Origin of the sequence: Stenotrophomonas acidaminiphila (assembly GCF_014109845.1) — a bacterium.
Classification (GTDB): domain Bacteria; phylum Pseudomonadota; class Gammaproteobacteria; order Xanthomonadales; family Xanthomonadaceae; genus Stenotrophomonas; species Stenotrophomonas acidaminiphila.
This window is the reverse complement of the sequence record NZ_CP043567.1, coordinates 1,189,940-1,209,899: the sequence shown is the minus strand read 5'-3', so window position 1 is coordinate 1,209,899 and position 19,960 is coordinate 1,189,940. Positions and strand designations below refer to the sequence as shown.

19 protein-coding genes and 1 tRNA gene are annotated in these 19,960 nt (G+C 66.7%); 5 read left to right on the top strand and 15 right to left on the bottom strand.

From position 1 onward, the window contains the following. Nucleotides 1-20: 20 nt before the first annotated feature. From merA to merT, 3 genes are read right to left on the bottom strand one after another with little or no spacing between them, the layout of a single operon-like run. Nucleotides 21-1,715, bottom strand: a complete 1,695-nt coding sequence (gene merA / locus F0P95_RS05505; RefSeq protein WP_057506629.1) for a mercury(II) reductase — start codon at nt 1,713-1,715, stop codon at nt 21-23. Between the two features lie 10 nt (nt 1,716-1,725). Further along, the gene (gene merP, locus F0P95_RS05500; RefSeq protein WP_054660980.1) at nt 1,726-2,004 is read right to left on the bottom strand and encodes a mercury resistance system periplasmic binding protein MerP; all 279 of its coding nucleotides are present in this window, start codon (nt 2,002-2,004) and stop codon (nt 1,726-1,728) included. A 12-nt stretch (nt 2,005-2,016) separates the two neighbouring features. Further along, nucleotides 2,017-2,367, bottom strand: a complete 351-nt coding sequence (gene merT, locus F0P95_RS05495; RefSeq protein WP_019183730.1) for a mercuric ion transporter MerT — start codon at nt 2,365-2,367, stop codon at nt 2,017-2,019. A gap of 74 nt (nt 2,368-2,441) precedes the next feature. Here merT and merR point away from each other — a divergent pair, with 74 nt between their 5' ends. After that, nucleotides 2,442-2,849: a mercury resistance transcriptional regulator MerR gene (gene merR / locus F0P95_RS05490; protein WP_012480188.1), complete on the top strand. Its 408-nt coding sequence runs from the start codon at nt 2,442-2,444 to the stop codon at nt 2,847-2,849. 316 nt (nt 2,850-3,165) lie between these two features. Here the strand turns inward: merR and radC are convergent, their stop codons facing one another. From radC to dtd, 12 genes are all read right to left on the bottom strand, one after another. Continuing rightward, complete coding sequence (gene radC, locus F0P95_RS05485; RefSeq protein WP_232528822.1) at nt 3,166-3,654, bottom strand: RadC family protein; 489 nt, start codon at nt 3,652-3,654, stop codon at nt 3,166-3,168. A 147-nt stretch (nt 3,655-3,801) separates the two neighbouring features. After that, nucleotides 3,802-3,960, bottom strand: a complete 159-nt coding sequence (locus F0P95_RS05480) for a hypothetical protein (protein ID WP_158499998.1) — start codon at nt 3,958-3,960, stop codon at nt 3,802-3,804. Nucleotides 3,961-3,984: 24 nt separating this feature from the next. Continuing rightward, complete coding sequence (locus F0P95_RS05475) at nt 3,985-4,878, bottom strand: recombination directionality factor (protein WP_057506631.1); 894 nt, start codon at nt 4,876-4,878, stop codon at nt 3,985-3,987. Between the two features lie 2 nt (nt 4,879-4,880). Continuing rightward, the gene (locus tag F0P95_RS05470) at nt 4,881-5,858 is read right to left on the bottom strand and encodes a YqaJ viral recombinase family nuclease (RefSeq protein ID WP_057506632.1); all 978 of its coding nucleotides are present in this window, start codon (nt 5,856-5,858) and stop codon (nt 4,881-4,883) included. A gap of 76 nt (nt 5,859-5,934) precedes the next feature. Further along, on the bottom strand, nt 5,935-6,252 hold the full coding sequence (locus F0P95_RS05465; protein ID WP_054660644.1) for a hypothetical protein: 318 nt from the start codon (nt 6,250-6,252) through the stop codon (nt 5,935-5,937). Nucleotides 6,253-6,255: 3 nt separating this feature from the next. Further along, nucleotides 6,256-7,212 (bottom strand): DUF932 domain-containing protein, encoded by a 957-nt coding sequence (locus F0P95_RS05460; protein ID WP_054660642.1) that lies wholly within the window; start codon nt 7,210-7,212, stop codon nt 6,256-6,258. 513 nt (nt 7,213-7,725) lie between these two features. Next, the gene (locus F0P95_RS05455) at nt 7,726-9,087 is read right to left on the bottom strand and encodes an IS1182 family transposase (RefSeq protein ID WP_054662344.1); all 1,362 of its coding nucleotides are present in this window, start codon (nt 9,085-9,087) and stop codon (nt 7,726-7,728) included. A gap of 171 nt (nt 9,088-9,258) precedes the next feature. Then, nucleotides 9,259-10,437, bottom strand: coding sequence for a tyrosine-type recombinase/integrase (locus F0P95_RS05450; RefSeq protein ID WP_054659492.1), 1,179 nt, complete (start codon nt 10,435-10,437; stop codon nt 9,259-9,261). Between the two features lie 180 nt (nt 10,438-10,617). Next, nucleotides 10,618-10,693, bottom strand: a tRNA-Ile gene (locus F0P95_RS05445). Nucleotides 10,694-10,762: 69 nt separating this feature from the next. After that, a complete protein-coding gene (locus tag F0P95_RS05440; protein WP_182335986.1) occupies nt 10,763-13,096 on the bottom strand; it encodes a GH92 family glycosyl hydrolase in 2,334 nt (777 codons plus the stop codon). Nucleotides 13,097-13,234: 138 nt separating this feature from the next. Further along, nucleotides 13,235-15,088: an RNA polymerase sigma factor RpoD gene (rpoD, locus tag F0P95_RS05435; protein ID WP_182335985.1), complete on the bottom strand. Its 1,854-nt coding sequence runs from the start codon at nt 15,086-15,088 to the stop codon at nt 13,235-13,237. 92 nt (nt 15,089-15,180) lie between these two features. Further along, nucleotides 15,181-15,621 carry a D-aminoacyl-tRNA deacylase gene (gene dtd, locus F0P95_RS05430; protein WP_182335984.1) on the bottom strand — a complete coding sequence of 147 codons (441 nt, stop codon included), beginning with the start codon at nt 15,619-15,621 and terminating at the stop codon, nt 15,181-15,183. A 112-nt stretch (nt 15,622-15,733) separates the two neighbouring features. Between dtd and F0P95_RS05425 the strand changes: the two genes are divergently transcribed. From F0P95_RS05425 to F0P95_RS05410, 4 genes are all read left to right on the top strand, one after another. Further along, on the top strand, nt 15,734-16,654 hold the full coding sequence (locus F0P95_RS05425) for a lauroyl acyltransferase (protein WP_182335983.1): 921 nt from the start codon (nt 15,734-15,736) through the stop codon (nt 16,652-16,654). An 83-nt stretch (nt 16,655-16,737) separates the two neighbouring features. Further along, a complete protein-coding gene (ribA, locus tag F0P95_RS05420; protein ID WP_182335982.1) occupies nt 16,738-17,868 on the top strand; it encodes a GTP cyclohydrolase II RibA in 1,131 nt (376 codons plus the stop codon). 55 nt (nt 17,869-17,923) lie between these two features. After that, on the top strand, nt 17,924-18,430 hold the full coding sequence (locus F0P95_RS05415) for a PH domain-containing protein (RefSeq protein ID WP_232528820.1): 507 nt from the start codon (nt 17,924-17,926) through the stop codon (nt 18,428-18,430). Further along, entirely contained in the window at nt 18,427-19,932 is a 1,506-nt protein-coding gene (locus F0P95_RS05410) for a PH domain-containing protein (RefSeq protein ID WP_425515910.1), read from the top strand. The genes F0P95_RS05415 and F0P95_RS05410 overlap by 4 nt, the downstream gene beginning before the upstream one ends. The last annotated feature ends 28 nt before the right edge of the window (nt 19,933-19,960 follow it).

Here is a 19,960-nt window from a genome sequence, read left to right as displayed (position 1 = left end):
ATAGGTAAGAGGCCCAGCCACTACCCCGCGCAACAGGACAGTTGCTTTACGTCCTTGGTGAAGGTTTGTGCCGCGAGTTTCAGCCCCTCGACCATCGTCAGGTAGGGGAATAACTGGTCGGCCAACTCTCGCACCGTCATGCGGTTGCGAATCGCCAGTACTGCGGTTTGGATCAGCTCGCCTGCTTCCGGGGCTACCGCTTGCACGCCGATCAGTCGTCCCGAACCGGCCTCCGAAACCAGCTTGATGAAACCGCGCGTGTCGAAGTTGACCAGCGCCCGGGGCACGTTGTCGAGCGTCAGCGTGCGGCTGTCGGTCTCGATACCGTCGTGGTGCGCTTCGGCTTCGCTGTAGCCCACGGTGGCGACCTGCGGGTCGGTGAACACCACCGCCGGCATCGCCGTCAGATCCAGCGTCGCGTTGCCACCCGTCATGTTGATTGCAGCGCGGGTGCCGGCCGCCGCCGCGACGTAGACGAACTGCGGCTGGTCAGTGCAGTCGCCGGCGGCATAGATGTGCGGCACGGTAGTGCGCATCGCGTGGTCGATGGTGATGGCGCCTTGCGCATTGACCACCACACCGGCCGCGTCGAGGTTGAGCGTGCGGGTGTTTGGGGTGCGGCCGGTGGCGAACAACAGCCGGTCGGCATGCAGTTCGCCGCGTTCGGTGGTGAGCACGAATTCCCCATCCTCATAGGCGACCTGGCTGGCCTGGGTGTGGTCCAGCACTTCGATGCCTTCGGCGCGGAACACGGCCGTGATGGCCTCGCCAATGGCGGGGTCTTCGCGAAAGAACAGTGTGCTGCGCGCCAGCATGGTCACCTTGCTGCCCAGCCGGGCAAAGGCCTGCGCGAGTTCGACGGCCACCACCGACGAGCCGATCACGGCCAGCCGATCGGGGATCGTGTCGCTGGCCAGCGCTTCGGTCGACGTCCAGAAGGGCGTGTCTTTCAAGCCCGGGATCGGTGGAATCGCCGGACTGGCCCCGGTGGCGATGAGGCAGCGGTCGAAACTCACCTCGCGCATCCCGTCGTCAGCGGTTGCCACGGTCAGCGTGTGCGCATCCTTGAATCGGGCATCGCCGCGCAGCACGGTGATGGTCGGGGTGCTCGTCAGGATGCCTTCGTACTTGGCGTGGCGCAGTTCATCGACGCGCCCCTGCTGCTGAGCCAGCAAGCGCTTACGCAGAATCTTCGGCGAGGCGGCGGCAATGCCGTCATCGAACGGACTCTCGCGACGCAGATGCGCAATGTGGGCAGCGCGGATCATGATCTTGGACGGCACACATCCGACGTTGACGCAGGTGCCGCCGAGAGTGCTGCGCTCGATCAGCGTCACACGCGCCCCTTGCTCGACGGCCTTCAACGCCGCCGCCATCGCCGCGCCGCCGCTGCCGATCACGGCCACGTGCAGTGCAGCCTCATCGTCCTCGCGCTTTGGTTCGCCGCCCAGCCGCTCTTGTGCATTGTTCAGCAGGTCGCTGGGTTGCCCCGGCGCATCGGCAAGCTGCGCTCGGTAACCGAGTGCGGATACCGCCGCGACCAGCGAGGTCACGTCCGCGGCGGTACCTACGCTGGCCTCAATCTCGGCCCGGCGCTGTGGGTAGGACACTGAGGCCGAACGCACGCCGGGCACCTTTTCCAAGGTCTGCTTGACGTGCTCGGCGCACGACCCGCAGGTCATGCCACCGATGTGCAGCGTGATCGCCTCGGTCATGAGCGTGTGCTCACTTCTTGACGGTAGACGGGTAGCCGGCGTTCTCGGTGGCTTTGGTCAACGCGGCCGGAGTGGTCTTGGCATCGTCGTAGGTTACCACCGCCTCCTTGGGCTCCCAGGTCACCTTGGCCTCGATGACGCCTTCGACCTTGGTCAGCGCCTTTTTGACCGTGATCGGACAGGTGGCGCAGGTCATGCTCGGCACCGACAGCATGACGGTTTTGGTGGCGGCCCAGGCGGGAGCGCTGAGGGCAACGGTCAGAGCGAGCAATGCGACGAGTTTCTTCATGGCAATCTCCTTTCAGTAGAACAGGGGCATGAGGTAGGGGAACACGAGCGCGATCAGCACCAGGGCGGTGACGATCCAGAAGATCACCTTGTAGGCCGTCCGCACCTGGGGCACGGCGCATGCGTCGTCCGGCGCGCAGGCGCGAGCCGGCCGGAAGATGCGACGCCACGCGAAGAACAGCGCCACGAGCGCCACGCCAATGAAGATCGGCCGGTACGGTTCCAGCGCGGTCAAGTTGCCGATCCAGGCGCCGGAGAAACCCAGCGTGATCAGCACCAGCGGACCGAGGCAGCAGGTCGAGGCGAGGATGGCGGCGAGGCCACCGGCGGCCAGTGCACCGCGGCCGTTGCTGGGGTCTGCCATGTGAGGGATCTCCTTCCGAGACGTTGCGTGATGCGCTAAGGTTACTTCCGTAGTCAAGTACGGAGTCAAGCGCGATGGTGAACGATCCGCAAACACTGACCATCGGGGCTTTCGCCAAGGCCGCTGGGGTCAACGTGGAGACCATCCGGTTCTATCAGCGCAAGGGGTTATTGCCAGAACCAGGTCGGCCCGTCGGCAGTATTCGCCGCTACGGATCGGCGGACGTGGCGCGGGTGCGTTTCGTGAAATCCGCCCAGCGGCTGGGGTTCAACTTGGACGAAGTCGGCCAACTCCTACAGCTTGAGGACGGCACTCACTGCAGCGAAGCCGCCGAGCTGGCTGCGCTCCAGCTCACCGACGTGCGCACCAAGATGGCGGACCTGACGCGAATCGAAGCGGTGCTGTCACGGTTGGTCAACGAGTGCCATGCGCAGCGAGGCACTGTGTCGTGCCCGCTGATCGATTCTCTGCACGGGAGCTAGGCGCGTGGCTTAACCCGGTTTTCCGTTCCACTGCGCCTCAAACCCCAGTTCGAGCCGGGGGCAAGGTGACCTGCCACTGATTGTTTCCTTGCACCGACATGCGCCAGACAAAGCCCACACTGAAGGCTAAAAGCGCGTAAGCCTTGCGATACCAGAAACCTACCGAACGAGAGCTGTCAGACAAGAAGGGCTAGTGCGGTCTTCCCACACTAAAATCCGGATACCCAAATAAAAAAGGATCCGACCACATCCTGCCAGCCCCTATTGGCTGGCAGGAAAGTCGATCCGGTTTCCCACTGGTTCTCGCGTGTGGCCATCAAAGCCAGCCACGTTCCGCCAGGGTTACAGTCTGCAGTCCACCGACCACCACGTGATCAATCAGGCGCACGTCGACCAGGGCGAGCGACTGCTTGAGTCGCTCGGTCACCGCGCGATCCGCAGCTGATGGTTCTTCCAAGCCCGACGGATGGTTGTGCGCCACGATCACCGCTGCGGCGTTGCAGCGGAGCGCGTGACGCACCACCTCCCGCGGATGGACCTCGGCTCCGTCGATGGTTCCGTGGAACAGTTCCACGTACCCGACCAAGCGGTGACGGGTGTCCAGGAAGGCAGCAGCAAAAACCTCCTGACCCAACCCGCCCAGCTTGTCGCGGAAGAAGGCCTTGGCGGTCTGGGGGTCCGAAAAGGCGGCCCCTCGCTGCATCCTCTGCCCGACGACGGCGCGGGCCGCCCCCAAGACCTCGTCGGCGCTGGCAACCTTGTAGGATCGCGCGCCGCTTCGAACGTACAGCAGGGGCAAGCTCATGGGTGGTGACTCCATCTGGTTCTCCTCGATGAATTTTCGTGCCCTGATTCGACGACAACAGAGAAGGGGCGCGGTTCCGCCCCCTTGCTCCTTTCCCTCACGTTGCCCTGCCTTGCCCGCAAGCCAGGCAGTTCCGACGAGCCCCCACTACGCGCCGTGGACACCCTCCTGCCCGGCCACCTGACCGGCGTCCTCCGGATCCGGCTGTCGCTTGACGCACTGCATGACCTTGACCTTCTCCATGAAGGTGTTGAGTCCGTAAAGGGCGAAGCCGTACACCACGGCCCCACCAATTGCCTTCAGCATGGTCTTCCTCCTCTTGATTGACGATTAACCGCCCGCGATCCGGGCGACCTTGCTCTCCAGCCTGTCCTGCAAGCTGCCGCCAGACGGCCCGCTTGGGACGCCGTTGCCGGCCACACCCGCTTCGCCGGGATAGAACTCCTCCACCACAGCCGGCACGTCCTCTACCAGGTCCTCGAAGGCGCCGTTGGCGAAGCCGAGCCTGGCGGCCTCGTCCAGAGCCGCCTGATCGAAGCCGGCGTCCTTGCGGGCCTGATCGAGCGCCCTCGCCTCCCCGATGGCCTGCTCCAACGACAGGCCCGACCTGACCACCAGATCGACGTAATAGATCGCCGACCTGAAGCTCATCGTCGTGGACTTGCCGCGGAGCTTAAGTTCCAGCGGCATGCAGGCTAGGCGCCCATCGGAGACGGCATCGAAGTAGGCCAGGCGGGCTGCCAGCGTCCGGATCGTGTTGTACGACGTGGTGCGGAGCACAAAGCTCCCCAACTCGTCCTCGTCCCCGACCCTGACGTTCAAGCGGGCGTAGGCCTTGCACTCGCCCATGGCGAATGGACAACCATCCGGGCCAGGGCATACCTCCTGGGTGATGCCGTCCTTGCCCATCCTCCGGCTGGTCTCCCCGTTGCCGACACAGACCGGCCTGCCGGTCGTCCGGTCGAAGAGCGAGTAGTCGGCACGAAGGTTCAGTCCCGGGTCGTTGAACAGCAGCCGCACCGGGATCGAGCGCAGCTTGCCTCCGGCCTCCTTGCGAAGGGCCTCGTCCAGCGGATGCAGCACCCAGCCTTCCCGGTTCTGTACCTGACTGGTCAGCGTGAACTGATCATCCTTCTCCGGCAGGCGCTTGCCGTTGCGCTCGACCATGCGGCCGATTGAGATCCGCCCGACCACGGGCGGGGTGATCGCCAAGCCTTTCAGCATGGTCATGCTCCTTGGGTTTGATGGGGAACGAGCCGGAACCGCCGGGATCCGGGTCGGGCGACGATGAACTCAGCCACCAGGTCCGGGTGGGCCTCGGTCAACCGCTTGAGATCGACACTCGTGCCGTCCTTGGAACGCCGGTAGGTGATCTCACCACTCGGAAAGATCGCCCGAGAGGCGTCGCCCATGGACTGCTCCAACTGCTGGCGCATCTGCTCGGCCCGTTTGTCCATCTGGGCGATCTCGTCACGCAGCAGTACCAGCCCGTCGAAGGTGGCAGACAGTTCGGCGTCTTCGCTGAAGTCGAGGCTGGTGTCGTTGCCCCTGTACAAGCTGCGCAGGGCCCGGGCGGCAGACTCGCTGCCATCCGCCGGGGGCGGGGTATCCTGGGTCACGTACTCCCAGAACCTGGCCTCCAGCACGATCAGGCGCGAGACCACGTCCTCGTCGCGCTCGATTCGGTGCACCTCCAGCTTCTGGCCACAGAGCAGCACGGCCACGTCTGCGGCCGCCTTGCCGGTGACGGCCAGCTGGTGCTGGACCTGGATCTGGACATACTCGGGCACGCCATCCCGCCAGAGTCGTGAGCCGAACTCCCCGGCCGTCTTGCACTCCAGGATCTGCACGTCCGGAACGCCAACCACCTCCCGGTCGACATTGGCCAGCATGAAGCTGTAGGTCGGATGCTGAAGCACCGCGTTGACCCGGCGGACCTTCCGTCCGGTCTGCTCGGTATACGCACCGGCCACAAGTGGCTCCAGCAGGGTGCCCCAGTACATGGGACTGTCCTGGCCGGGCTCATCATCCCGGGTCGTCCGCCCGGTCTTCTCCATCCAGAGCTCAAGCTGGCTCTTGTAGGGACAGAGCCCCACCGCAGCGGCAGCATCGGAACTCCCGATGCCGCGATTGCGGACTTCCAACCACTCCTCACGCTCCATCGAGCGCGTGTCGACCAGACGAATCGCCGCTGATCTGCTCATTTCCAATCCTCCAATCGAAGAAGCCCGGCCTCCGTGGGGAGGCCGGGCTTATGGGTAGCTTTGACAGAGACGGAACCTACACCGGGGTTGTCGCCATCGCTGAGGCCAGCACCCCGTTGAGGATGCTCTGGGCGCTCTCAGGACCACCTCCGGCCAGGAGGTGCTTGCCGAAGGCCACGCCGAAGGGCTCGGCCACCTCGTAGCACCAGACACCGGGGAACACCTCACTACATGCGCGCCAGGCCCGAGTCAGAAGCTCAGCCTGATCGATGCATGCTTGGACGTAGCCCAACTCCCCTTGGAACGGGACCTTCGCGTACGGAGCCCCACTCTTGTCCAGTGCTTGCTTGGCCCCTATGGCGATGTACGCAACGTCGAGCTGATCGACGTCCATCGCTCAGGCCACCAGCTTTATGGCTTCGTCCCAGGCCCGTTGCTTGATCTGGGCGCCCGCCCCGAACCATGCCGCATCCCTGCGGTGGTCGTCGCTCCTGGCACGCCGGTGGTGGTCAACGAACTCCGTCACGCTGCTCAGGACGCCCCAGGCTGTCCCCTTGGCCGTTGACAGCTCCGACCCCCTGCCCGCGCCGTCGTACAGCGCACGGGCGACCGTGAAGGCCTGCTCGTTGACCGCGACTCCCTGCCCGTCCGGGTTGGGGTATGTCAACACCCGGCGCAGGAGTCCGTCCACCGAGTCCGGGTCTACCGGGGTCTCAACCAGCGCCCTCATCTGGGCCACAAACGAATCCCAGGTCGATACGGTGATGCCCAGCTGACGCTTCACCACGTCGGGGTCGAACTGACTGCGGTGCGGCACCTTCACGACGCCCGCATTGCTGCCCAGTGCGATGGCCAAGGTGTTGTTGCACACGACCCGAACCGAGGTGAACTGGGCTGTGGTGGCCAGCGTCCCATCACAGGCCGTGGCCAGCAGCAGGTAGCCTTCGACGCGGTCCTTCCGCTTGAGCACCGTGCTCTGCCCAGTCCTGGCCAAGGCCCAGAACTTACGGCCTTCGCGCAGTACGCCGGCCGTTTCCAGCTCAAAGCCGCCGACCTCGGTCAGGTCGCGATAGAACTCCAGGATTTCCCCCGGCTGGACGACCTTGTAGCGCTTGGAGACGACGGACAGCGGGGCTTGCGTGTCTGACCGGTACAGGACCTTCTGTTCCGGGAAAGCGTTGATGGCCCCGATCCCGTTCTTCCCGACCACGTAGCGGACTTCGGACTCTTCGATCGACCAGTCCATCCCGGCCTCGCGCTTCCAGACCTCGATGGGCTGCTGCGGCGCAAGCTTGTTGCCGAGCCCGTGCCACGGTCGTTCGCCGGCATAGGCCATTGTTTCAACCAGGTGCATCTTTCTTCTCCTAACTCTTGGGCATAAACGCACAAGGCCCGGCGAATGCCGGGCCTTGTGGTCTGTCGCGGGTTGGATTACGGAAATCTTGGGCGTTTGCAGCTGACGCATCTGGCGACGCTCACCAGAGCCGCCGCGACTACTACAAGAACGCAGTAGACCGCCTCGGACCTGTCACTCATAAGGAATCCATCTTCAAGGTGCACAAGGAGCGCTGTGCCCTTGCGCAAAGCCAGACCCTACTGGCTTCAACGAGGTGATATGTGGCTGAGATTTTCTTAGATCGACTCTTTGCGCATTATCCACTCACGCTCGGACGAAATCGCCAGTGAGTCAGTCCCCATGAGCCAGAAAAGGCCCAAAAGCCTGGAAGTATGAGGTGGTGCGTCCGCTCTCGGCCTATTCTGTTGAAAAACTCGGTCCCGGAGCAGGGGCGTCACGTGACCAGGCAGCCGGAAGCGGATTTGTTCGATCCGCAATGAAGCAAATGGGGGCGCGCAAGCGCCCCATGCCTTAGATCGGCACCGCAATTCCTGCTTCCGGGCCTTTCGGCATCAACCACGCCGCCATTCTTCGCAGATTTTGCGCAGTCGCCGCCAACAGGAACTCGTCGCGGGCACCTTTCAGGCCCCGAAGCCGCAAGCGATCCAGCCGCAGGATGCGCTTGAGGTGTGCGAACAGCATCTCGACCTTCTTTCGATGTCGCCGCGATCGTGCGTATCGAGGTGTTGATGCCAACTGGCGGGCCACGTCGCGTGCGGATTCGTTGACCTGGCGGGCGATCTTCCGATGCGTGGTGTTGGGGCAGCATCGCGACTTGAGCTCGCAGCCGGCACAGTCGTAGACGCTGCTGCGATAGATCAGCGTGTCGTCCGCCGTAGGCTTGCCAGTTGAGCGCAACGGCTTGCCCTGTGGGCAGCGATATTCGTCGGCTTCGGCCTCCCAGCGGAAGTCGGAACGTCCCAGCGAACCATCCTTGCGCTCGGCCTTGTCCCACACCGGAACGTGCGGTTCGATCGCTTTCTCGTCCACCATCCAGCCCAGCATCTCGGCGGTGCCGTAGGCCGTATCGCCGATCAGATGCGTCGGCTTGATCTCGAACCGTTCCTCGACGCGATCCACCATGACCTTGGTGGCGTTCACCTCGTTCGTGCGGTGTGCGGGCGTGGCCTCGACGTCGAGGATGACGCCGGCCTTGGTGTCGATCAGGTAGTTGGTCGAATAGGCGTAAAACGCCGGGCCGCCGGGCGCGGCGGTCCACTGCGCGGCCGGGTCGGTGAGCGACACGTTCTTCGGAGGCTTACGCGCTTCCTCTGCGGCGTCCAGCGCTTCCAGGTACTCGCGTACCGGGCGCGTGAGCGACGACTCCCGGTCCCAGCTGGCATCGCTGCCCGGGACACCGCGCTGGCGGTTTGCGTCGGCCTTGATGACGCTGGCATCGATGGCGAAGCCTTCGCCTCCGACCAGGCCCTCAGCCAAGCAGCGCTCCAGCACCTTCTCGAACACGAAGCGCAGCGTGTCGCTGTTGCGGAACCGTCCATGCCGGTTCTTTGAAAAGGTCGAATGGTCCGGCACTGCATCCTCCAGCCCCAACCGACAGAACCAGCGGTAGGCCAAGTTCAAATGCACCTCCTCGCACAGCCGGCGCTCGGAGCGGATGCCGAAGCAGTAGCCCACGATCAGCATCCGGATCAGCAGCGCCGGATCAACGGAGGGGCGGCCGGTGTGGCTGTAGTGCGGGGCGAGGTGCCGATGCAGCTCGCCGAGGTCCAGGAACTGATCGATCCTGCGGAGCAGATGGTTCGCTGGAACGTGGTCTTCCAGGTTGAAGGCGTAGAACAGCGGCACTTGGCCGACTTCCTGACGTCCCATCATCGCGTGAACTTCCGCTCGATCGATGGGACGTCAGTGAATCAGCATCAGCCGGCCGATTCAACAGAGTTTTTCAACGGAATAGGTCGGAAGCGGCCGCCTAAGCACCGGACAAGATCCGCGCCCACCGAGCAAAGTTGGCGACGACGCATGAATTCAACCATGGATCGAGGCCTACGTGCCACGCCTTAGCTCGTCCAGGTAGTTGGCCCAAGCCTGCATCATCTTCTTGCGCTCTCCCAGGTGGGTAGTCCGGTTGTACGCCCGCCCCAGCGGATCCCGCACCGCATGGGCAAGCTGATGCTCGATGAAGTCCGGCCTGAACCCAAGCACCTCGTCCAGCAAGGTTCGCGCCATGGCCCGAAATCCATGGGCAGTCATCATCTCGCCATCGAACCCGAGGTTCCGTAGAGCAGCGTTGATCGTGTTCTCACTGATTGGCTTCTGGATGCTGCGCACGCTGGGAAAGACGTACCGGCTTTTCCTTGCATAGGGCCGGACATCCTCCAGGAGCTCGACGACCTGGCCAGCCAGAGGAACGATGTGCTGGGTCTGGGTCTTGTTGGTGATGTAACGCCACTCAGCAGCATCCAGATCGATATCCTCCCAGCGCGCCGCACGGAGCTCGCCCGGCCTGACGAATAGGAGCGCCGAGAGCTTGAGCGCAGCGGACACGATCGGCGACCCCTGGTAGCCGTAGATGGCCTTGAGAAGCTTCGCCACCTCCCCCGGCTCCGTCAGGCTGGAGAAGTGCTTGGTTTTCGTAGGGGTCAGCGCACCGGCAAGACTCAGGGCGGGGTTGTTCTCTGCACGGCCGGTGGCGATGGCATAGCGAAAGACCATGCCCGCGGCGGCGCGAGCCCGATGTGCCGTCTCAACCGCTCCACGGGCCTCGATCTTCCGGAGGGCTTTCAGCAGGATTGGCGCAGTCACGCTCCGAACGGGCAGATCAGCGATGCTTCCCAGGTCGCGCTCCAGCATCCGGCGCTCCCGTACGACTGACCCGGGGGTCAGCTTCTTGGCCCGTTGCGCCACCAGTTCCTTAGCAAGCGCGCCAAAGGTATTGCCGGCCTCTTCCTCCTGTGCCGCCCGCTCGATCTTCACCACGAGAGCCGGGTCCATGCCCTTCTTGAGCTGGGCCCGGGCCTTGTCCCGCTCGGCGCGAGCTTCTGCCAGGGAAACCGCCGGGTAGTCGCCGATGGTCAGCATGTTCGCCTTGCCGGCGAACCGGTACCGATAACGCCAGATCCTGGCTCCAGAAGGCCTCACCTCGACGCACAGCCCATTGGCGTCGGCGACGCGATAGACCTTGCCCTGGGGCTTGAGGCTGCGCAGCTTGGTGTCCGTCAACATGGCTGTGAGTAACCGGTATGTGAGTAAGCGAAGACCTTCCGGCCATCTTACTCGCACCGTTACTCACGTTCCAGCCGGATGGGGGTGCACACCACCGGACCCGGCCGGACACGAAAGCCACGGAGCACAGCCACTTTGCTAGGATATTCGGACTGATCTGGACGTGGTCGGATCAGCAGATGGTGGGCCCACCAGGATTCGAACCTGGAACCAAAGGATTATGAGTCCTCTGCTCTAACCGTTGAGCTATAGGCCCGCTGCCGGTGGGCAAGTGTAGTGGAGGCCGCGGCAGGCGGCCACCGCCGGCGGCTCGGGCATGCGCGGCTCAGTGCGTGGACTGCGAGTACGGACGGGCGTCGGGCCGGGTGCCCCATTCGCGGTTGGGCGTGGCCTGCATCGTGAAGCGCAGCTCGCCGCCGGCCATGATCTCGTCGTGGCGCAGGAACGCACGGTCCAGCGGCTTGCCGTCAAGGGTGGCGCTGCCGATGTAGGGATGGGCCTCGTCCAGGTTCTCGGCGATGAGGGTGAAGTGCTTGCCGTTGGGCAGGTTCAGGCGGGCGCGCGGCAGGAACGGGCGGCCGATGATGTACTCGTTGCTGCCCGGCGTGACCGGGTAGAAGCCCAGTGCAGTGAACACGTACCACGCCGACATCTGCCCGAGGTCGTCGTTGCCGGCCAGGCCGTCCGGGCGCGGCGCGTACTGGGTGTCCATGATCCGCTTCAGCCGGGCCTGGGTGCGCCACGGCTGGCCGGCGTAGGCATACAGGTAGGCGACGTGGTGGCTGGGCTCGTTGCCGTGCGCGTACCAGCCGATCAGGCCGGTGATGTCCTCCATGTGCTCGAACACCGCCGGGTCCACCTTCGCATCGAACACGTCGTCGAGCCGTTGCAGCAGCCTGTCCGCGCCGCCGTGCGCGGCGGCCAGCCCGGCCACGTCCTGTGGCACGTACCACGAGTACTGCCAGGCGTTGCCTTCGGTGTAGTCGCTGCCGTAGCTGCTGGCGGCGGGATCGAACGGCTCGCGGAAGCGGCCGTCGCGCCTGCGCGCGCGCATGAAGCCGGTGGACGGATCGAAGGCGTTTTTCCAGTTTCCGGCGCGCTTGGCGAATTCCGCGGCGACATCGTCCCGCCCCATGGCCGTGGCCATCCGCGCGATGCTCCAGTCGTCGTAGGCGTATTCCAGGGTCTTGCTCGCCGCCTCGCCTTCCTCGTCGATCGGCACCCAGCCCAGTTCGCGGTACTGGGCGATGCCGTCATAGGGGCCGTAGTCGGCACTGGCGACCATCGCCTGCAGCGCCTCGTCGGCGTCGAAACCACGGATGCCCTTCATGTAGGCATCGGCGATCACCGGCACCGCGTGGTAGCCGATCATGCACCACGTCTCCAGGCCGTGGAACGACCATACCGGCAGGATCCCGTAGGGGCTTTCGCGGCGCGCGGCCAGCAGCGAGTTGACCATGTCGCTGCTGCGCTGCGGCGGCTGCAGCAGGGTCATCAGCGGGTGCAGCGCGCGATAGGTGTCCCACAGCGAGAAGGTCGAATAGTGGGTCCAGCCCTGCGCCTGGTGCACGGCGTTGTCGGGGCCGCGGTAGCGGCCATCGCTGTCCATGAACAGGGTCGGGCCGAGCATGCTGTGGTACAGCGCGGTGTAGAACGCGGTGCGCTGCGCCGGCGGTGCGTCCACCTCCACCGCCGCCAGCGCCTGCGCCCACTGCGCACGCGCGGCGGCGCGCATGCCGTCGAAATCCCACCCGGGCGCTTCGGCATCGAGGTTGGCGATCGCGCTGTCCTCGCTGACCGGCGAGATCGACACTTTGACCAGCAGTGGCTCGCGGCCGCCGGGGCCGAAATCGAAACTGCCGACCAGTTGCCGGCCCTCGATCTGCGCACGCGCGCCCGGGTCCTTGTCCGCCGGTGGTGGGAAGCCGCGGTAGACGACATCGCTTTCGGTGTCGAGGAAAGAATGACCGCGCAGCGGCCGCGAGAAGCGCATGGCGAAGTACAGCTCACGTCCCGGCGCCCAGCCGCGGGTCTGGCGGTAACCGGTCACGGTGCCATCCGCACGCAGCCGCAGGCGCGACCACAGGATCTTGCCCGGGTAGTCGTACATGCTGGTGCGCAGGTCGACCAGCACATGCGCCGGCCGGTCCGCGGGGAAGGCGTAGCGGTGCATGCCCACGCGCGCGCTGGCGGTGAGTTCGGCGCGCACCCCGGAGTCGTCCAGGGTGACGGCGTAGTAGCCCGGCTCGGCGCGCTCGCTGCGGTGGTCGAAGCGCGAGGTGTAGCCGCTGCCCGGCCGGGCGACGTCGCCACGCTCGTACTTCACCTCGCCGCTGAGCGGCATCAGCAGCACGTCGCCCAGGTCGGAGTGGCCGGTGCCGGAGAAGTGGGTATGCGAGAAGCCGACGATGGTGCTGTCGTCATGCCGGTAGCCGGCGGCCCAGCCATAGCCGTCCCTGCGCGACCGGATCTGCGTGTCGGGGCTGAGCTGGACCATGCCGTGCGGCACCGTCGCACCCGGATAGGTGTGGCCCTCGCCGCCAGTGCCGATGAACGGGTCGACCGCCGCCAGCGCGCGCTCGCCGGCACTCTCGCCCGCCACCGCCGTGCCCGCCAGCAGCACCAGCGCGACCATCCACTTCGCCTGCCCGACTGCCATTGCCCGCTCCTTGGATCGATCCAATTCCCATCGAAGATAACATCCGTCGCCATCGCGGTAATGGCGCGGCGCCACAAAACGAAAAGGCCCCGCGATGCGGGGCCTTCTCTTCGGTGCCGCGGCGGGGCCGCAGGCCGGTCAGTCGATGTCGAGGAAGCTGCGCAGCTGCTCGGAACGGCTGGGATGACGCAGCTTGCGCAGCGCCTTGGCCTCGATCTGGCGGATGCGCTCGCGGGTGACGTCGAACTGCTTGCCGACCTCTTCCAGGGTGTGGTCGGTGTTCATGTCGATGCCGAAGCGCATGCGCAGTACCTTGGCTTCCCTCGGGGTGAGGCCGGCCAGCACGTCGCGCACGGTTTCAGACAGGTTGATGTTGGTGGTGTTGTCGATCGGGGACTCCACGTTGGTGTCCTCGATGAAGTCGCCCAGATGCGAATCCTCGTCGTCGCCGATCGGGGTTTCCATCGAGATCGGCTCCTTGGCGATCTTCATCACCTTGCGGATCTTGTCTTCCGGCATGTCCATTTCCTTGGCCAGCTCCTCCGGCGTGGCCTCGCGGCCGTACTGCTGGAGCATCTGGCGGGAAATGCGGTTGAGCTTGTTGATCGTCTCGATCATGTGCACCGGGATGCGGATGGTGCGCGCCTGGTCGGCGATCGAGCGGGTGATCGCCTGGCGGATCCACCAGGTGGCATAGGTCGAGAACTTGTAGCCGCGGCGGTACTCGAACTTGTCCACGGCCTTCATCAGGCCGATGTTGCCCTCCTGGATGAGGTCGAGGAACTGCAGGCCGCGGTTGGTGTACTTCTTGGCGATGGAGATCACCAGGCGCAGGTTGGCCTCGACCATTTCCTTCTTGGCCTTGCGCGCCTTGGCTTCGCCATAGGCCATGACCCGGCTGATTTCCTTCAGCTCGTCCAGGCTCAGGTGCGATTCCTTCTCCACGTCGAGCGTGGCCTGCTGCTCGGCGACGATCTGGTCCTTGACGTCACGCAGTGCCGAGGACCACTTCTGCTTGCGCTTGATCGCGTCCTCGACCCATTCCAGGTTGGTCTGGTTGCCTTCCCAGGAGCGGATGAAGTCCTTGCGCGGCATGCGCGCGGTGACCGTGGCCAGGTGCAGCACGCGGCGTTCCTGGGCCTTGATCCGGCCCATGGTGTCGCGCAGCAGGCGCACCAGCACGTCGGTCAGCGGCAGCGGCAGCTTCAGGGTCACGAAGGTCGCCGACAGCTCCTCGCGCAGCTTGGCCTGCGTCTTGAGGTCGCCCTTGGCGTGGGCCTTCTTGAACTTGGCCAGGTCGCTGGCCAGCTGCTCCATGCGGTTGGCCACTTCCACCGGGTCCGGACCGGTCGGGCCGGTATCCTCGTCGCCGCCGACATCGTCCTCGTCCTCGTCGGCCTCGGCATCGCCGTCGTCGGACGCGTCGTCGCTGTCGGTGGCGGCCGGCGCCGGCTCTTCCTCGACCAGGTCGTTGAAGCCGACGATGATCTCGGCCAGGCGCTTCTTGCCTTCCTTGTGCAGCTCGTAGTCGGCCAGCACCGCCTCGACCGCGGGCGGGAAGGTGCCCAGCGCCGCCTGCACCTGGCCCAGGCCTTCCTCGATGCGCTTGGCGATGGCGATTTCGCCTTCGCGGGTCAGCAGCTCGACCGTGCCCATCTCGCGCATGTACATGCGCACCGGGTCGGTGGTGCGGCCACCTTCGGTGTCGAGTGCGGTAAGTGCGGCAGCGGCTTCCTCGGCGGCGGTATCATCCACCTCGCGGTTGCCGGTGTTGCCATCGCTCAGGATCAGCGTGTCGGCATCGGGCGCCACTTCATGGACATCGATGCCCATGCCGGTGATCAGGCCGATGATGTCTTCGATCTGCTCCGGATCGACCATGTCGTCGGGCAGGTGATCGTTGACTTCGGCGTAGGTCAGGTAGCCCTGTTCCAGGCCCTTGCTGATCAGTTGTTTGATATCGGACTGCTGGGCAGGACGTTCGTTGGCCATGTAGTGCTCGCGCCACCGGCTGGGGAAAGATAGAGAACCTACTATTATACCAGCGCAGCATAACGCTTGCCGGGCGGTGGTTTCACGGCGCGTCAGGGTCTGAGCAGGAAGGTCACCGGTCCATCGTTGACCAGGCTGATCACCATATGGGCCCCGAAGCGGCCGGTTTCCACCCCGCCGGCGTGTTTTTCACGGCAGATCGCCACCAATCGGTTGAATAGCCGTTCAGCCTCGGCCGGCGTCGCGGCGGTGCTGAAGCCCGGGCGCATGCCCGAACGGGTGTCGGCGGCCAGGGTGAACTGGCTGACCAGCAGCAGGCCGCCCCCGGTATCGCGCAGGGAACGGTTCATCCTGCCTGCATCGTCGGCGAAAACCCGGTATCCCAGCAGGCGCTCGGCCATCCGCGCCAATGCCGCCTCGTCGTCGCCCGGTTCGACGCCGACCAGCACCAGCAACCCCGGGCCGATCTGCCCGACCACCTCCTCCCCGACCGTGACCGACGCCCGGGTGACGCGCTGGATGAGGGAAAGCATGCGGGCTCCTGGCAAGGGGGAGCGCGCACCATATACCGCCCGGCGCCGGCTGCGGGCAGGCGCTGCGGCGGCGCAGCCAGGTCCACCACCCCGGCGGGCTAAACTTGCACGGATGAAACCGGAACGCACCGCCTCGCTGTACTACCGCCTCGCCACCGGACTGACCGCGCTGCCCTGGCGCTGGCAACGCGCCCTGGCCGACGGCCTGGCCTGGCTGTGGCGGCGGCTGGATGCCCGCGAAAGCCGGGTGACCCGGCGCAACCTCGAACTGGCCTACCCGGAGCTGTCCGCGCCGCAGCGCGCGCGCCTGCACCGCGACATCCTCAGGACCACCGCCCGCCAGGCGCTGGAGACCCTGTACCTGTGGACCCACGATCCGGCCGGCAACCTGGCCCGGCACCTGCGCGAGCGCCATGGCCAGGCGCTGTACGACGCGGCGCGAGCCTCCGGCAAGGGGGTGATCGTGGTCGCCCCGCACTACGGCAACTGGGAGCTGCTGAACCAGTGGCTGGCTTCGCGTGGGCCGTTCGCCTTCGTCTACGCCCCGCCCGAAAGCCCGGCTGGCAACGCCTTCCTGCAACTGGCCCGTGGCGGCGACAACGTGCGCCAGGTGCGCGCCGAAGGCCCGGCGGTGCGGCAGCTGTTCAAGGTGCTCAAGGACGGCGGCACGGTCGCCATCCTGCCCGACCAGCAGCCGAAGAACGGCGACGGCGTGTTCGTTCCGTTCTTCGGCGTGCAGGCGCTGACCATGACCCTGGTCAACCGCCTGGCCGAACGCACCGGCGCCACCGTGCTCTATGCCTGGTGCGAGCGGACCGGCCCGGACATCGAGTTTGCCCTGCACGTGGAACCGGCGCCGGCGTCGATCGCCGACCCCGACCTGCAGGTCGCCGCCGGTACGCTGAGCGCGGGCATCGAAGGCATCGCCCGGCGCGATCCGGCGCAGTACCAGTGGACCTACAAGCGCTACACGCTGCGCCCGCCCGGCAGCGGCGAAAGCGACCCGTACGCCACCGAGCGCCACCCGCATTGAATGCGCATGCATGATGCCCCTGCAACACTGCGTCACCCCCGCGATCGATTGAATCGCCGGACGCCGACCCCATTAGGTTGCCGATGAACGCTACATCCCCCTCCCCCGCTGCCGCCCTTCCCTGCTTCGGCGAGACCGCGGCGATCCGGTGCGAACGCGCCGCCGCCGAACTGCGTGCAGGGCGGCCGCTGGTGATCACCGAGGGCGACCGCCGCCTGGCCACGATGGCGCTGGACAGCGCCTCGCCGGCCGGCTTCGCCGCGTTCGCCCGGGCCGCGGACGACCGCCACTACCTGTTCCTGACCAGCCCGCGGGCGCGGACGCTGGGCATCGACAGCGCCCATGGCATCCGCATCGCACTGGCAGGGCAGGACTTCGACACCCTGGCGGCGCTGGCCTACCTGCGCGACACACCCTCACCCGGCGGCCTTCCCAGCGAAGGCGACGCCCTGGATGCCGCCGCCGTCGAAGTGGCGCGCCTGGGCCTGCTGCTGCCGGCACTGGTCTCGACCCCCCTGCATGCCGGCGACAGTGCGTTCGACGGCTGCCTGCACCTGGCCCTGGACGACCTGCGCTGCGGCGCCGCCCAGGCCGGCCAGGACTACGAGCTGGTGACGCGCTCGCCGGTGCCGCTGCGCGATGTCGGCATGACCGAGTTCGCGGTGTTCCGCGGCGGGGTGGCCCAACGCGACCAGGTCGCGGTCATCGTCGGCAGCCCCGACCTGCTGGGGGTGGTGCCGGTACGCGTGCACTCCTCGTGCCTGACCGGCGACCTGTTCGGTTCGCTCAAGTGCGATTGCGGCGACCAGCTGCGGCGCGCCCTGCGTACGCTCAAGGAACTGGGCGGCGGCATCCTGCTGTACCTGGACCAGGAGGGCCGCGGCACCGGCATCGCCGCCAAGATGCGCGCCTACGGCTACCAGCACGAGGGCCTGGACACCATCGACGCCGACGCGCAGCTGGGCTTCGGCGCCGACGAGCGCCGCTACGGCAGCGCGATCGCCATGCTGCGGGGCCTGGGCGTACAGCGCATCCAGCTGCTGACCAACAACCCCACCAAGGTGCAGCACCTGCGCAACGCCGGCATCGAAGTGCTGGGCTGCATCCCGGTCACCGGCCAGATCACCCCCGAGAACGAGCAGTACCTGCGCACCAAGGCCGCGCGGGCCGGCCACCACCTGGATGTCGACGCGCTGATCATGTCCGCGCAGTGACCGTGGCCGTGCCGCGCGGATGACGGACCTCCCGGCGGCCCTGTATGGTCGCGCCATGATCGAACCGCCAAGCCTCCCCACCCTGCCTTCCGCCACGGACGACTGGCAGCCGCTGCCGGCCCGCGGCGCGCCCTTCGCCGCGATCGGCGCGGGGCTGGCATCGATGGCCGTGCTGCTGCTGGCCAGCGGCGTGCTGTCGCTGGTACTGCGCAATCCCTGGTGGCTGCCGAGCATGCTGGCCGCCGCCGGCGTCGGCCTGCTGGGCGGGGCCTGGATCGGCTGGCGCCGCCATCGCCGCACGTTCTGGCGGCTGGACCCGCAGGCGCTGGGCGTGCGCCGCGGCCACCTGTGGCAAAGCGAAAGCCACGTGCCGGTGTCGCGCGTGCAGCACCTGGACCTGCGCCGCGGCCCGCTGCAGCGCGCCGCCGACCTGGCCACCCTGGTCGTGCATACCGCGGGCACCCGGATGAACACCGTCGCCATCGCCGGGCTGGCGCAGGAAGACGCCGAGCGCCTGCGCGACCGGCTCGCCCGCCAGCTCGACCACGACGACGCACTGTGAGCCTGCACGACACGCCGGACGAGCCCCGGGAGCAGCGCCTGCATCCCTGGTCGTGGCTGTTCGAGCTGCAGCAGCACCTGCAGCAGTTCCTGCTGCCACTGGTGGCGCTGCTGGTCTTCGGCAGCCGCCGCCAGGACGGCGAGTGGCCGTTCCACCTGGTCACCCTGGCGGTGCTGCTGGCCATGGCCGGCAGCGCGCTGCTGCAATACCTGACCTACCGCTACCGGATCGGTGACGACGCACTGACCGTGCGCAGCGGCATCCTCGAGCGCACCCGCCGCGAGATCCCGTTCGCGCGCATCCACAACGTGGTCGTGCACCAGAACCTGCTGCACCGCCTGTTCGGCGTGGCCGAGCTGCGGCTGGAGTCGGCCGCCGGCAACAAGCCCGAAGCGCAGATGCGGGTGCTGCGGCTGCAACAGGCGCTGGAACTGGAACGGCTGATCCGCCAGGGCGGCACCCGCGTGCCGCTGGCCGCGGACAGTACCCAGGCCGCTCCCGGTACGCTGCTCGCACTGCCGCTGCCGGAACTGGTGCGGCTGGGGCTGATCTCCAACCGCGCGCTGGTGGTGGCCGCCGCCGCCATCGGCGCCGTCTGGCAGATGTTCCCGCGCGAGGTCGCGGAGGATTTCGTCCGCGACCAGGGCCGGCAGGCAATGGGCTATGCCAGCCAGCTGCAGCTGGACAGCGTGCCGCTGGCCGGCACCGTCGCCGTCGTCCTGTTGATCGGGCTGCTGCTGATGGCGGCAATGTCCATCGCCCTGGCGATCGTGCAGTACCACGGCTTCCGCCTGAGCGAGGCCGAGCGCCGGCTGACCGTCGAGCGCGGCCTGCTGACCCGGCTGCGCAGCAGCGTCGCGCACCGCCGCATCCAGGCCTGGACCCTGCGCGAAGGCGTGATGCACCGCCTGTTCCGGCGTCGCCAGCTGCGCGTGGACATCGCCAGCGGCGGTGGCCAGGAGCAGGAGGGCCGGGCCCTGAAGGAGCTGGCACCGGTGGCCGCGCCCGCCGCCTGCGACGCGCTGCTGCAGCATCTGCTGCCCGGCGTGCAGTGGCCGCCCGCGCAATGGCAGGCGGTGTCGATGCGCGGCTGGTGGCGGCTGTGCCTGCCGGCACTGATCATCGTCGCGGCGGTCACGGCACTGGGCTGCCGCCAGTTCGGCGCCTGGGGCCTGCTGCCCCTGCTGTGGCTGCCCTGGTCGGCGCTCAATGCGCATCGCCAGGTCGCACGCATGGGCTACAGCATCGACCCGCAGCGGGTCGCGATACGCGGCGGATGGTGGAGCCGCTGGTGGCGCGTGGCCGAGCTGGACAAGCTGCAGGCGCTGCGCCTGGACCGCTCGCCGCTGGACCACTGCTTCGGCACCGCCACGCTCACCCTGGATACCGCCGGCGCTTTCGGCTCGCCGCCGCTGCGCCTGCATTTCCTCGAAGCCGCGCGCGCCCGCGAACTGATGGAGCAGTTGGGGCGGGAGATGGCTCGACGCCGGCTGCGCTGGTAGCGGCAACCGCGTGGGCAGGGCCCTGCCC